The 13,264-nt window shown below is 40.5% G+C and carries 15 protein-coding genes; all 15 read left to right on the top strand.

The genetic code is table 11. From position 1 onward, the window contains the following. Positions 1-1,256: efflux RND transporter periplasmic adaptor subunit (locus tag JKP34_RS17855; protein WP_236665067.1), on the top strand; the 1,256-nt coding region annotated here is incomplete at its 5' end. Between the two features lie 88 nt (positions 1,257-1,344). Beyond that, a complete protein-coding gene (locus JKP34_RS17850) occupies positions 1,345-1,674 on the top strand; it encodes a P-II family nitrogen regulator (protein WP_201924580.1) in 330 nt (109 codons plus the stop codon). Positions 1,675-1,684: 10 nt separating this feature from the next. Next, positions 1,685-2,101 carry a Fur family transcriptional regulator gene (locus JKP34_RS17845; RefSeq protein WP_201924578.1) on the top strand — a complete coding sequence of 139 codons (417 nt, stop codon included), beginning with the start codon at positions 1,685-1,687 and terminating at the stop codon, positions 2,099-2,101. A 79-nt stretch (positions 2,102-2,180) separates the two neighbouring features. Then, a complete protein-coding gene (locus JKP34_RS17840) occupies positions 2,181-4,682 on the top strand; it encodes a heavy metal translocating P-type ATPase (RefSeq protein WP_201924575.1) in 2,502 nt (833 codons plus the stop codon). A gap of 118 nt (positions 4,683-4,800) precedes the next feature. Next, on the top strand, positions 4,801-5,364 hold the full coding sequence (locus tag JKP34_RS17835; protein WP_201924573.1) for a DUF305 domain-containing protein: 564 nt from the start codon (positions 4,801-4,803) through the stop codon (positions 5,362-5,364). 20 nt (positions 5,365-5,384) lie between these two features. Next, on the top strand, positions 5,385-6,188 hold the full coding sequence (locus JKP34_RS17830; protein ID WP_201924571.1) for a cation transporter: 804 nt from the start codon (positions 5,385-5,387) through the stop codon (positions 6,186-6,188). A gap of 25 nt (positions 6,189-6,213) precedes the next feature. Then, positions 6,214-7,212 carry a sodium:calcium antiporter gene (locus JKP34_RS17825; RefSeq protein WP_201924569.1) on the top strand — a complete coding sequence of 333 codons (999 nt, stop codon included), beginning with the start codon at positions 6,214-6,216 and terminating at the stop codon, positions 7,210-7,212. A gap of 3 nt (positions 7,213-7,215) precedes the next feature. Then, positions 7,216-7,389 (top strand): hypothetical protein, encoded by a 174-nt coding sequence (locus JKP34_RS17820; protein ID WP_201924567.1) that lies wholly within the window; start codon positions 7,216-7,218, stop codon positions 7,387-7,389. A 17-nt stretch (positions 7,390-7,406) separates the two neighbouring features. Next, positions 7,407-7,763 carry a SpoIIAA family protein gene (locus JKP34_RS17815; protein WP_201924565.1) on the top strand — a complete coding sequence of 119 codons (357 nt, stop codon included), beginning with the start codon at positions 7,407-7,409 and terminating at the stop codon, positions 7,761-7,763. After that, positions 7,748-9,091 (top strand): Na+/H+ antiporter NhaA, encoded by a 1,344-nt coding sequence (nhaA, locus tag JKP34_RS17810; RefSeq protein WP_201924564.1) that lies wholly within the window; start codon positions 7,748-7,750, stop codon positions 9,089-9,091. Before JKP34_RS17815 ends, nhaA begins: the two co-directional genes overlap by 16 nt. After that, positions 9,088-9,648, top strand: coding sequence for a methyltransferase family protein (locus JKP34_RS17805; protein ID WP_201924562.1), 561 nt, complete (start codon positions 9,088-9,090; stop codon positions 9,646-9,648). The genes nhaA and JKP34_RS17805 overlap by 4 nt, the downstream gene beginning before the upstream one ends. Before the next feature lie 52 nt (positions 9,649-9,700). Beyond that, positions 9,701-10,375, top strand: a complete 675-nt coding sequence (locus tag JKP34_RS17800) for a response regulator transcription factor (RefSeq protein ID WP_201924560.1) — start codon at positions 9,701-9,703, stop codon at positions 10,373-10,375. Continuing rightward, positions 10,372-11,658 carry a sensor histidine kinase gene (locus tag JKP34_RS17795; RefSeq protein ID WP_201924558.1) on the top strand — a complete coding sequence of 429 codons (1,287 nt, stop codon included), beginning with the start codon at positions 10,372-10,374 and terminating at the stop codon, positions 11,656-11,658. The genes JKP34_RS17800 and JKP34_RS17795 overlap by 4 nt, the downstream gene beginning before the upstream one ends. Before the next feature lie 64 nt (positions 11,659-11,722). After that, positions 11,723-12,445 (top strand): phosphatase PAP2 family protein, encoded by a 723-nt coding sequence (locus JKP34_RS17790; RefSeq protein WP_201924555.1) that lies wholly within the window; start codon positions 11,723-11,725, stop codon positions 12,443-12,445. A 46-nt stretch (positions 12,446-12,491) separates the two neighbouring features. After that, on the top strand, positions 12,492-13,247 hold the full coding sequence (locus tag JKP34_RS17785; RefSeq protein WP_201924553.1) for a COG4705 family protein: 756 nt from the start codon (positions 12,492-12,494) through the stop codon (positions 13,245-13,247). The last annotated feature ends 17 nt before the right edge of the window (positions 13,248-13,264 follow it).

The following is a 13,264-nucleotide window of genomic DNA, read 5'->3' as shown; positions in this document are numbered from 1 at the left end:
AAGTCAGACAAATAATAGAAGAAATGAAAAAGCAAATTATATATATAGTAGCACTGGTACTGATGGTATCAGTATTTACGGGTTGCGGAAGCAAGTCTGCTGATAGCTCAGCTGAAGCTTCTCACGAGGAACACAGTGAGGGCGAGGCTGGGCACGAAGGTGAAAGCGAAAATAATGAAGAAGGGATGGCTGAGCTTCACCTTTCAGACCTCAAATTTGAAAGCCTGGGCATCAAGATTGACACACTACCCACTCGCGGACTATCGGGTGTGGTAGAAGCAAATGGCCAGTTAGAAGTGCCACCACAGTACGAGGCCACTGTTACTGCTATATTGGGAGCCAATGTTACTTCCATCAAAGTAATAGAGGGAGATCAGGTGAGCAAAGGACAGGTGTTGGCATATCTCTCCCACCCTAACCTGACGAAATTACAGACTGACTATGTACGGGCTTACAGCCAACTACAGTTTGTAGAAAAAGAAAACCAACGACAGAAAAGGTTATACGAAGAGGAAGTAGGTTCAGGGAAGGCCTATCAGCAAATCCAGGCGGACTACCAGGCCATGAGGGGTGAGGTGAAAGGCTATGAAGCCCAATTGAAGCAGCTAAGTCTGAATGTGAAAAAAGTACAGGATGGTGATATCTATCAATATGTACCGGTGGTTAGTCCAATTGATGGATACATTGAAAAAGTAGAGGTTCAGGTTGGCCAATATGTAGACCCTCAGACCGAGATGTTTATGATTGTCAATACCGACCATATTCATGCCGACCTGATGGTGTTTGAAAAAGATGTATATAAAGTAAAGAAGGGACAAAAGTTGTCCTTTACTGTGGAGTCTGTTCCGGGAAATACGTTGACTGCCAAAATTTATTCGGTAGGCAAACAATTTGAGCAAAATCCAAAAGCCGTACATGTACATGCAGAGATAGATCAAAAGGAAGATTTTCTGATCCCGGGTATGTACATCAATGGTAAAATACGTACCGGAAATAATCCGGTAAAGGCCTTACCTGAAAGCGCCATCATAGAAGAAGAAGGCAAGCCTTATATTTTTATGGCAGAAGCACATGAAGAAGACGGAAAGACTGAATGGGCATTTAAAGCGGTGGAAGTGCGAACAGGCATGACAGAAGATGGATGGGTAGAGATTAAATTATTAGAACCACTTCCTGACGGTACCCAGGTCGCATGGAACAACGCCTATTACCTGATTTCTGAAATGAAGAAAAGCCAGACTTCCCATAGTCACTAGATGAGTTGCAAAAGGCAGTTTGGCAAGTTTTCTTGCCAACTGTCGTTTGCAGCTTTAAAAAAATTAAAAATCTAAAAAAAACAGCAAGATGAAAGAGATCAAAGCATTTATAAAGCCGAAAAGAGTACAGGTAGTGGTAGAATCGCTGCGCGATGCAGGGTTTGAAAGTGTAACCCTTTCCAAAGGAGAAGGTACGGGAGCTCATAAAGATCCCGATGCATCACCTTCACTAGACTTTCATTTTACCGATAGCCCGATAGTAAAACTGGAGCTTGTTTGCCAAAATGAAGAAATGGATAAAGCAGTACAATTGATATGCGGAAAAGCCAAAACGCCAGAACCGGGAGATGGCATTATTTACGTATCTGAAATAGACGATGCGTATAGAATAAAGACAGGTGATTCCTTAAAAGAATAATCTCAAGCAAATGATAAAGGACTTAGAAGAAAACCTATTACAACACAAAATAAAACCCACGGCCATGCGGCTGTTGGTATTAGAGTACCTCAGGGGTAAGGAAGCAGCAGTAGGCCTTACCGATCTATATAAAGACTTTGAGAAATCGGACAGGACTACCATTTATAGAACCTTAAAGGTTTTTGAAGATAATGGCATGGTGCATAGTATCGATGATGGTACCGGAGTGCCCAAATATGCACTTTGCTCAGATGCCTGTGATACAGGAGAGCACAATGATGCACATATCCATTTTCATTGCGAAAAATGTGGGAAGACCTACTGTCTTCCTAAGTCCAGGATACCAAGCTTTGAGCTACCTGAAAAATTTAGTAAGAGCGAAGTAAACTTGGTGGTAAAAGGAAAGTGCGCTGATTGTACAAATTGAAAAATGCAATTTCTGTGCATTAGTAAGTGATATAACTTCATGAGGGCATTATTTAAAATAGAATTGAAAAACTAGAATAATGAAAAAACTACAAATAAAAATACCCCTTATCCTACCAGAAGTACCGGATGAGAAGGATCAATGTGTGCAAAAACTTATTCAACAGCTTCAGGATAAAGAAGGCCTTGAAAAAGTGCATGTAGCAGATGAAACAGATAATGGCGTACCCCAGCTATGCTTTCACTATAATCCTGAGATAATTTCGATTGATCAGATTCAAAAATTAGCTAAGCGGACAGGTGCTTCCATTATTGATAAATACGGTCACCGGTTAATTGAGGTAGAAGGAATTCGTCATACCCGTCATGCCAGAAAAATTGAAGAAGCACTCAAGGGATTAGATGGAGTCTTAGAGTCTGCAGTGTCTGCTTCTGGTATGATCGGATTAGAATTTGAAACAGCAAAGATAGATGAAGCGGAAATCCTTAAATCTTTGCGTAAAGAAGGCCTAGACATTATTACCACAGAAGTAGCAGTCGAACAGTACATAAAAAAGACTGCTGAAGACGATGAACAAGTGCGACAAAATGAAGAAAAAGACCACCATGACCATGATGAAGGGGAAGATCACGACCACTCACACGGTGGTATTTTTGGTAAAAATACGGAGCTGATCTTTTCCATCATTTGCGGGGCGCTGTTAGGTATTGGTTTTGGACTTTCTTACATAGAAGCTGTTCCCTCCTGGGTAAGTCTTTCACTTTATATCGGAGCTTATTTCTTTGGCGGCTATTTTACAGCCAAAGAAGCCATTCAAACAGTGGCCAAAGGAGGCTTTGAAATTGACTTCCTGATGCTCGTGGCTGCCATTGGAGCGGCTATTCTTGGCGAATGGGCGGAAGGCGCCTTATTGTTATTCCTGTTCAGCATGGGCCATGCACTGGAACACTACGCCATGAACAAAGCCCGTAAATCCATTGCTGCTTTGGCAGAGCTGGCTCCTAAAACGGCATTGCTTAAGAGAAATGGTAAGACCGAAGAAGTCGGTATTGAGGAATTGAGCATCGGTGACATCATCGTGGTGAAACCCAATAGTAAAATCTCAGCAGATGGTGTGGTTGTAAGCGGTACCAGTAGTGTTAATCAGGCTCCTATCACTGGGGAAAGTGTACCAGTGGATAAAGTGCCAGTAGATAGTCCCGATAAAGACTGGTCGGAAGAAAAAGACATCAAAGACGAGAACCGTGCTTTTTCGGGTACCATCAATGGCAACAATACGCTGGAAATCAAAGTGATTAAGGTAGCAAAGGATTCTACACTCTCCCGCCTGGTGAAACTGGTCAATGAAGCCCAGACCCAGAAATCACCTACGCAGCGCCTCACCGACAAATTTGAGAAGTATTTTGTGCCTTCGGTATTGGTACTGGTCGTGCTGCTCAATTTTGCTTTTCTTGTCATAGATGAGTCTTTTAGTGAAAGCTTCTACCGAGCGATGGCCGTATTGGTGGCAGCCAGCCCTTGTGCTTTGGCCATAGCCACCCCAAGTGCAGTGCTGAGCGGAGTTGCCCGGGCAGCCAAAAGTGGGGTGCTTATCAAAGGTGGTCGTCCGTTGGAAGATTTAGGAGTGCTTACTGCCCTGGCTTTTGACAAAACAGGAACACTAACGGAAGGCAAGCCCAAGCTCACCGAAGTAATTGCTTTGGGTGATGTAAACGAGGAAGAGCTGTTGAAAATAGCAGTAGCTGTAGAAGCCTTAAGCGACCATCCACTGGCAAAAGCCGTGGTTCGGGATGGGAAAGAGCGATTGGATGGTGTTGACATACCCGAGGCGAAAGATCTGGAAGCGGTGCTTGGGAAAGGGATCAAAGCTTCGCTGGGCAATAATAAAGTGTATATAGGTAATCTGGACTTGTTTGAATCCCTGGATGATAATAAGCCCGAGAAGGAAACAGAAGAAAAAGTAAAATCATTGGAATCTGACGGGAATACCACCATGCTGATCCGTCAGAATGATGACTACATTGGTATCATTGCCCTGATGGATACGCCCAGAAAGGAAGCAAAAAACACGCTAGAACAATTAAAAAAACTGGGTATCAAGCGAATGATCATGCTCACCGGTGATAACCAACAAGTAGCCGATGCGGTAGCCAAAGAAATTGGGCTGACAGACGCATGGGGCAGTCTATTGCCAGAAGAAAAAGTGGATGCCATAAAAAAATTGAAAGAACAAGAATCTAAAGTAGCAATGGTAGGTGATGGTGTAAATGATGCCCCGGCCATGGCCAACAGTACGGTGGGAATTGCCATGGGAGCAGCAGGCAGTGATGTAGCCCTGGAAACAGCCGACATTGCCCTGATGGCCGACAAGCTGGAAACCTTACCTTTTGCTATCGGTTTAAGTAGAAAAGCCAAAGGCATAATCAAGCAAAACCTCTGGGTGAGTCTAGGGATCGTGGCATTACTCATTCCATCCACCATTTTTGGACTGGCTAACATTGGTATTGCCGTGTTAATTCATGAAGGATCCACGTTAGTGGTGGTGTTTAATGCGCTGCGATTATTAGCTTATAAGGAGTAGGAAGAGGCCGTAACAATGTTATTAACTTTGAGTAAGAAAAATAAATAAGAAGGTTCTCAATAATATCTTGACTAACCCGCAAAGTTTTAAAACAATTAAAGTATAAAAATTAAAAAAGATGGAAAACCAACACAAAAACAGCAACAATTACGCTAAATTTTTTGCAATGATTGCTACCGCAATGGTAGCAATGTTCTTTTTAATGTACACCCATTCTTACCAGATTATTGATCACTTCTGGTTTAGTGAAACAAGGCTTTTTATGACGCTGATCATGGCTGGTTCCATGATCATCATAATGCTCCTGTTTATGCTGAATATGTACCAGAAGCGAGGCGCAAACATAGCGATCATCGGGTCGGGTATCTTATTGATTGCCGGTGGTATTGGTTTGGTGAGAAGTCAGGTAACCGTCACGGGTGTTGACTACATGGAAGGCATGATTCCACATCATTCAATTGCTATTTTGACAAGTGAGCGTGCTCAAATAAAGGATGTGCGGGTAAGGAAACTTGCTAACGAAATTATCAAGGCACAACGTAGGGAAATAATGGAAATGCAATGGTTGATCAATGATATCAAGGAAAATGGAGTAATAGAAACAGAGGAAGAAAAGAAAAATAGGCCTATGCCTATGTTTGAAGGTAAGCTAAAAGAAGAAACACGAAACCTGAATGAGTAGCAAGCTATGATATTAATTTAATGCATATTTTCAAAAAATCCACATTCCATATCAGCAAAATGGACTGCCCCTCCGAGGAGCAGATGATCCGAATGAAACTGGAGCCTTATAAAGAGGTAAAGCAGCTTTCTTTTGATATCCCCAATCGTAAACTGGAGGTATATCACACCGAAGAAGTTGAAAAAATCCATCAAGCCCTCAGTGAACTCAAACTCAATGACCGGTTGGAAAGTACGGAAGATGAAGTGGATCTGCCGTTGGCTGCTGACGAATCTAAACAGCGAAAAATATTGTGGTGGGTGCTGGGTATCAATTTCGGTTTCTTCATAGTGGAGATGACTACCGGATGGATATCACGCTCCATGGGCTTAGTAGCTGATTCGTTGGATATGCTGGCAGATTCCATCGTCTACGGTCTGAGCTTATTTGCTGTTGGTGCAGCAATTTCTCGCAAGAAAAAAGTAGCCAAAATCAGTGGGTATTTTCAAATGGCATTGGCACTCTTAGGCTTTTCAGAAGTATTGCGCAGATTTTTCAGCGAAAGCGAAACACCGCTGTTTCAATGGATGATCATCATATCAGTACTGGCCCTAGTCGGCAACCTGGTTTCGCTCTGGCTGATCAATAAAGCCAAAAGCGATGAGGCCCACATGCAAGCGAGTGCCATATTCACTTCCAATGACATTATCGTGAATGGCGGAGTGATCCTAGCCGGTGTGCTGGTTTATTTCCTAAACAGCAAATGGCCCGATTTGGCCATTGGGGCAATTGTTTTCACCTTCGTAATGCGCGGGGCTTTAAGGATATTGAAAATATCTAAATAGATAATTAACCGATAAAAGCAGAAGAATGAGTACATGGTTATGGGTAGGAGTTTTAGTAGCAGCCGCCTGGGCTGCACATTGGGGTGCTGACCAATTGCTTACACCGCTCAGAATGTTGCGGAAACAATGGGGACTTACCGCTTCGGCAGGAGCTGCTTTCCTTGCGATTGTAACAGCAAGTCCCGAAGTAGCTATCAACATCACCAGTGCTGCCCGGGGTGTTTCAAATATCGGCTTAGGAAACTTACTAGGTTCCAATATCATCTCCATTCCCCTCATGGTTACGATAGCCTATTTTGCTTCACGCAAACAATTCAAAAACAAGTCCAAGCATCAAGAACATTTGGATGCTAATCTATTGGCTTTAAACAAGCGTTCTGTATCCGTTTTGTCATTGCCCTATTTGGGTATAATCGCACTGGTGGCTTTGTTAACCTTACCGAAAGCCTGGCGGGGCTTGCAACCGATTGACGGTTGGATCATGCTCGGGGCTTATGGTGCCTTTTTAATTCACGCGATTGTCAAAGGACGAAAAGAAGGAGAAAAAGTAGAATGGACACAAAAGAAAATATGGCTTTCCATTGCTGGGGCATTTGCCATAGCGGCCGGGGCATTTTTCATTGTGAAAGCCACTGAGAACATCGTTTCGGTTTTGGGTATATCAGAGATTGTCGGAGGACTGTTCATCACCGGTATTATGACCACTGCCCCTGAAGTATTTAAGACCTGGAGTGTGGTAAAAGGTGGAGAGGTTACCGCAGGAACCACCAGCGTGATAGCCGACAATGCCATAACCATGACAGTTGCATTTTTCCCGTTGGCGCTGGTAACCACTCCAGTGGAGGATTTTCAATTGTATTGGGTCAACCTGGCCTTTGTAGGATTGATGCCATTGCTTTATTCGGTTTTTATCCATCAGAGTAATCAGCTTCATGGATTTAGCAGATGGCAAATATTCGTATTTGATGCAGCTTATGTCGCCTATTTGTTGATCATGGCGTTTTTCGTCTTAAAACTTTTTTAATCTATGGAAGAGCATTTATTCAAAGACTATAAGCACCGTCTCAACGCACTGGATAAGGATGTCAGGATGCTGGTTTTAAAACATGCCAAAGAATTCTACGTCCATAATAAATGCACAAAGGCAGAAGCCATTGACCGGGCAATCGCGAAAGCTGAAATGAAAAAAAGAAATTTATAACTTAACTATAGACCACTATGATACAGATACTTGAATTCACCAAAAACAATATAATAGCCACCAGGGCTGAGGATAACCTGACTGAAACGGATATTCAGAAAATACATCCGTTGATTCACAACATTGTGAACCGGGGACAGAATGTGAGATGGTATTTTGAGATGGAGAATTTCTCAGGATGGAATATAAAGGGGTTATGGGAAGATATTAAGATGGATTTATCCCATGCTGAAAACTATGAAAAGATAGCCATGGTCGGTGAAAAGAAATGGCAGGATTGGATCACACAATTCATGAAACCGTTTACCAACGCAGAGATCCGTTACTTTGATTTGGAAGAAAAAAATGAGGCAAAGGAATGGATCAGTCTGTAAAAAATAATCAGTCAACAATAGCGTATATCCAGCAAACAGCCCGAAAGTTTCTAAATAGAGAAACTTCAGGTGGTTTACTTTTAATCGCAGCTACTATTTTAGCCCTAATTTTAGGTAATTCTCAATGGGCGGATGCTTATCATCACTATCTTAAAGATGAATTTCTCTTTGAGCTATCCGAGCATTTTACTTTTGGTTTGACCATTGAAGAGTGGATCAATGATGGACTGATGGCTATATTCTTTCTGGTGGCAGGGATGGAGTTAAAAAGAGAAATTTTGGTAGGTGAATTATCATCATTTAAGAAAGCTTCTATGCCACTATTGGCTGCATTGGGTGGAATGGTACTGCCTGCCCTAATATTTTCAGTTCTTAATTCAGACACAGAAAATATCAACGGATGGGGCATTCCGATGGCCACCGATATTGCGTATTCCTTGGGCATCATTGGCCTGTTGGGTAAACGGGTACCTGCTCAGCTTAAAATCTTTTTGGTGGCGCTGGCTATTGCCGATGATTTAGGAGCCATTCTTGTGATTGCGTTGTTTTATAGCAACGAGATCAGTTGGTTATACTTGGTTGCTGGGACAGGTATATTCATCCTCTTAATGCTATGTAACCGTTTTGGAGTGAAAAACCTCTTCTGGTACATATTGGGAGGGATAGCTTTATGGTATTGCTTTCTGAATTCTGGCGTTCACCCTACTATAGCCGGAGTGCTTTTTGCCATTACCATTCCTGTAAAACCTAAACTCGATAGTAAATTACTGAAAGAACGCACCGTCAGGAATGTGACTGAATTGGAGAAAACAGATATTGATACACGAGACCCCATGCAGGATATTCGTCAAAGCGAAATCCTTAAAGCCATGAAAAAGGATACTCAAAACTCAAGACCGCCTCTACTTAAACTGGAGAACGCCCTGATTGATTTTAATGCCTTTTTCATTATTCCTATTTTCGCCATTGCCAATGCAGGAGTGAAACTGGATGTTAGCTTTTTGGAGGTAGTATCAGGTTCTCTTGGCTTGGGTATATTATTAGGTCTCGCAGTTGGGAAAGTGTTGGGGATCAGTCTCTTTGCCTTTATTGGAGAAAGGCTGGGTATAGCAGAATTGCACCACTCTTTAAGTTGGAGGCATATTATTGGTATGGGCATGGTTGCTGGTATCGGATTTACCATGTCTTTGTTTATTACCAACCTTGCCTTTGAAGATGCTGAGTTGGTCAAAGTGTCCAAGATTAGTATCTTAATAGCATCTTTAATAGCTGCTTTAGTAGGTATTACAACATTATTATTTACAAAACCTAAAACCAAAATTGAATGATACATTTAAGAGTATTTCTGCCGGTATTTTTCCTTCTTTACTTTTTACTTACATTTTTACTGTACGCTCCCAAAAAGAAGGAAAAGCCACCTAAACTTAAAACAGTGACCTTATTGAACAGTGTGATATGGCTATTAGTGATTGCCTTAGTGACTGTTTTCTCATTATACACTGAGGTTTATCATCAATACATTGTGCCATTCGAGGCATTGAAAAGCCATTGGTTGAGCTGGGCAGCCATTGGACTCATGTCACTAGCCTTCCTGATCGTTTTCTCAGCTAAAAATCAACAAAGATTGAATAGAACAAGTGAAACAAAAGGCTGGTTACTACTCTCAACCGGCATTTATGCTAAATCTAGAAATCCACTTCATCTGGGGCAACTAATCACACTGATTGGCTTTTTTCTTTGTATACCCAGTATCTATTCAGGTGTACTGCTATTACTCGGTTTCTTAATTGTATTTGTCCGTGTCGGGCTGGAAGAAAAAGTACTGGAGAGTATTTTTGGAGAAGATTATTTTGCTTATGAGAAGGTAGTAAGGAGGTGGATATGAGGACTGTGGAAAATTCAAAATTTCTTCCAAATTGGCTTCTTAATTTGAATTAATGAAAATCCTGATTATAGAAGACGAAACAGAACTGGCCAAAGACATTGTGAAATACCTAAGTAGTGAGCATTATCGCTGCGAAACTGCTGGTGATTATCATCAAGCCATGGAGAAAATTTATGCTTATGAATATGATTGTATCCTGCTTGATCTTATGCTGCCGGGAGGAGACGGACTTACTATTCTTGATGAGCTTAAAAAGCAGAATAAACAAGATGGTGTAATCATTATCTCAGCTAAAAACGCTATCGAAGATAAAGTAAAAGGGCTGAAACTTGGAGCAGATGATTATCTCGCCAAACCATTTCACCAAGCAGAATTAGCAGCAAGGATAGAATCATTGATTAGGCGAAAGCAATTTGACAGCAGTAATGTAATTATTCAAAATGAATTGACTATTGATATCAATGCAAAGACAGTGATGGTTGATGATCAGTCTCTTTCTCTAACAAAGAAAGAATACGACCTACTTCTCTTTTTCATAGGTAACAAGAATAGAGTCCTTTCAAAAGGTGCTTTAGCAGAACATCTCTCTGGAGATTTTGCAGATATGTTTGATAATCATAGCTTTGTCTATGCACATGTAAAAAACCTAAAAAGAAAACTTAAGGAAAGCGGATATGCAGATTATCTGAAAACTGTTTATGGTACAGGATATAAATGGGAAATATGACAAAATTACTCGACAGACCTCTAAAGGCATTCGCAATTTATTCCTTACTGATCCTGATTATCAGTATTCCAGCTTACTTTTTTGTTGTTGATTTCATTTGGCTTGAAGAGCTTGATGAACAAAACTGGCTCACTTTGGAGCATACAAAACGCAGGCTCCAAAACCTGCAACTGAAAGCAGAGGAAATTGACAAATTAGATGAAATATGGGGCTCACTTCAGCCGGGTGCATCTCTGACGCCCTGGGATTCTACACTGGCCAGAAAAGATTCCATCTATGAAATCATGAGGTCAAATGAATTTGATGTAGAAAATGGAATGGATCGATTCAGAGGGCTTCAGTCTTTTATAGCCATAAACGGACAACCCTACCGCATCACCATCGAAACCAATGTGGAAGAGGCTGATGAAACGCTTTTTGCCATAGCTTTAGTTACTTTCTTTTTCTTCATTCTTCTACTGATTGGGTTGATCTATCTAAATAAGCGCATTGCCTTAAGCACCTGGAAGCCCTTTAAAATGATACTTCAGACACTTAAATCATTTGACCTTTCCCGGGATGAAAAGATTGAGCTTGCAGAAACTAACATTTACGAATTTGAAGAGCTTAACCATGTACTACGCACTTTAGTGGATAAAAATATATCCACTTACCAACAGCAAAAAGCATTCACTGAAAATGCATCGCATGAACTGCAAACACCTATTGCTTTACTCAAATCCAGGCTCGATTTACTCCTTCAGGAAAAAGAAGTCTCACCTCAAATCTCAGAATTGTTAGGTGGTATTGAAGCTCCACTTTCCCGCCTTTCAAGGATTAATAAAAACCTGCTCTTATTAGCTAAGGTTGAAAATTACCAATATGAAAGCCAGGAAAGAATTGATATTAAAACCAGTGTGCAAAATGCTTTATCACTCTTCGAAGACTATTTCATGGATAAAAAATTATCCATAAAATCTTCATTAGATGAAATAAAACACATTAATGCAAATGCTTTCCTTTTGGAAACTCTTGTTTATAATTTATTGTCCAATGCTGTCAGGCACACCCCTTTTGGAGGCAATATTATTATTACTGTAAAGGATGATAATTTGATGATCGCCAACAGTGGAGCAGAAGCTTTGAATTCCCAAAGACTGTTCAAGCGTTTCTCCACTGTTACCAAAGAGAGAATAGGGAGCGGATTAGGACTGGCCATTGTGAAGGAGATTACCATCAAATATGGATGGTGTATTGTCTATCGCTTTCAGGATAATTTTCATTCTTTTTCTGTTAGCTTCTAAAAATTCCAAATTTCTTCTAAATCGGTGATAATATTTGGCCCTTCATCAAAAACCAAATATTTATATGAGGCGTCATCAAATTTTAGTGTGTTTACTTCTTTTTATCAGTAGTAATGTTAACGCACAAATAAAAGATACTTTAAGAAGGGAAAGAACAATATCGGCTTTTATTTTGCCAGCATCTTTAATTGTTGGAGGTTTATATGCAATAACAGATAATGATATTCTAGGAAGAGAAGAAATCAGGGAAGAGAGGAATGAGCATTATTATAATTTTCACGTTACTGCTGATGATTATTTACAGTTTGCGCCCTTATCATTAGCCTTCTTAATGAAAACTATAGGGATTGAAGGTAGGCATGATTGGTTTAACAGCATATCATTATTATTGAAATCTGAATTATTAATGGGTGCACTAGTTTATACAGGAAAAACACTTACAGCTGTGCCAAGACCTGATACTGGCTCCTTGAACTCTTTTCCCTCCGGACATACGGCCCAAGCATTTATGGCAGCTACTTATTTACATAAAGAATTCGGTAGAGGAAGACCATACGTAACCATTGTAGGTTACACTTTAGCCACCAGTGTGGGTGTATTAAGAGTTATGAATGACAGACATTGGGCATCTGATGTATTGGTAGGTGCAGGTATTGGTGTATTATCTACTAACTTAGTTTATTTAACGCATAAAAGAAAGAATAAATTAAAAACCAGCAACACGCTGGTTTCCCCCATTTATGTACCTAAGGGAATGGGAATTGGCTTAACTATTTCACTCAAATGAATAAGCAATTTAACGCCTGAACCACATTTGGTAAAAATTTTAAGGTATGGATAAATTTAATAAAGTTGCCCAGATTACACTTCTTTTCTGGCTCATGAAAATCATCGCTACCACTTTGGGAGAAACATTTGGCGACTACATATCCATAACATTAAATTATGGATATGCCTTAAGCCTTGGTATCACTGCAATATCTTTCCTTGTGGTTTTGAGTATTCAGCTATTAACTAACAGATACATCCCCATTGTTTACTGGCTAGTGATCATTGCCACCACTACCCTGGGCACAGAAATATCAGATTTCATAGACAGGAGCCTTCATTTGGGATACACTGTTGGGAGCATAATACTTTTTAGCTGTTTGGTAGTAACACTGGTTTTATGGTATAGAAGGTTCAAGAATCTTGAAGTCTTCCCAATTGTCAAAAGACATAAAGAAGTCTTCTACTGGATTGCCATTTTGTTTTCAAATAGTTTAGGAACGGCTTTTGGAGATTATTTAAGTGATGTTGTAGGACTAAGCTACCTACAAGGGGCAATGGTAACTGCTGGTGTGATTGTTGTTGTAGTATTGTTGCATTATGCGACCCGAATCAATGAAATTCTTCTCTTCTGGATGGCTTTCATATTTACCAGGCCTTTTGGAGCAACATTCGGTGATTTTTTAACAAAGCCAGTCTCCAAAGGAGGATTGGATTTGGGTACTCTCAATGCTTCATTTGTTTCTACTGGGCTATTACTTGCCCTTATTATAGTGGCACATGTACAACTATCAAAAAATAAAGAAGTAACAGGGCTTTGACCACTTTTCCCTCTAAA

It is taken from the genome of Marivirga atlantica, assembly GCF_016734805.1.
In the GTDB taxonomy this organism is placed as follows: domain Bacteria; phylum Bacteroidota; class Bacteroidia; order Cytophagales; family Cyclobacteriaceae; genus Marivirga; species Marivirga atlantica.
The sequence above is the reverse complement of the archived record's forward strand: the minus strand, read 5'-3'. Positions and strand labels throughout refer to the sequence as shown.

Excerpts from the sequence above, each read along its gene's own strand:
- JKP34_RS17850 (WP_201924580.1), top strand. The coding sequence starts at position 1,345 with ATGAAAGAGATCAAAGCATTTATAAAGCCGAAAAGAGTACAGGTAGTG.
- JKP34_RS17845 (WP_201924578.1), top strand. The coding sequence starts at position 1,685 with ATGATAAAGGACTTAGAAGAAAACCTATTACAACACAAAATAAAACCC.
- JKP34_RS17840 (WP_201924575.1), top strand. The coding sequence starts at position 2,181 with ATGAAAAAACTACAAATAAAAATACCCCTTATCCTACCAGAAGTACCG.
- JKP34_RS17835 (WP_201924573.1), top strand. The coding sequence starts at position 4,801 with ATGGAAAACCAACACAAAAACAGCAACAATTACGCTAAATTTTTTGCA.
- JKP34_RS17830 (WP_201924571.1), top strand. The coding sequence starts at position 5,385 with ATGCATATTTTCAAAAAATCCACATTCCATATCAGCAAAATGGACTGC.
- JKP34_RS17825 (WP_201924569.1), top strand. The coding sequence starts at position 6,214 with ATGAGTACATGGTTATGGGTAGGAGTTTTAGTAGCAGCCGCCTGGGCT.
- JKP34_RS17820 (WP_201924567.1), top strand. The coding sequence starts at position 7,216 with ATGGAAGAGCATTTATTCAAAGACTATAAGCACCGTCTCAACGCACTG.
- JKP34_RS17815 (WP_201924565.1), top strand. The coding sequence starts at position 7,407 with ATGATACAGATACTTGAATTCACCAAAAACAATATAATAGCCACCAGG.
- nhaA (WP_201924564.1), top strand. The coding sequence starts at position 7,748 with ATGGATCAGTCTGTAAAAAATAATCAGTCAACAATAGCGTATATCCAG.
- JKP34_RS17805 (WP_201924562.1), top strand. The coding sequence starts at position 9,088 with ATGATACATTTAAGAGTATTTCTGCCGGTATTTTTCCTTCTTTACTTT.
- JKP34_RS17800 (WP_201924560.1), top strand. The coding sequence starts at position 9,701 with ATGAAAATCCTGATTATAGAAGACGAAACAGAACTGGCCAAAGACATT.
- JKP34_RS17795 (WP_201924558.1), top strand. The coding sequence starts at position 10,372 with ATGACAAAATTACTCGACAGACCTCTAAAGGCATTCGCAATTTATTCC.
- JKP34_RS17790 (WP_201924555.1), top strand. The coding sequence starts at position 11,723 with ATGAGGCGTCATCAAATTTTAGTGTGTTTACTTCTTTTTATCAGTAGT.
- JKP34_RS17785 (WP_201924553.1), top strand. The coding sequence starts at position 12,492 with ATGGATAAATTTAATAAAGTTGCCCAGATTACACTTCTTTTCTGGCTC.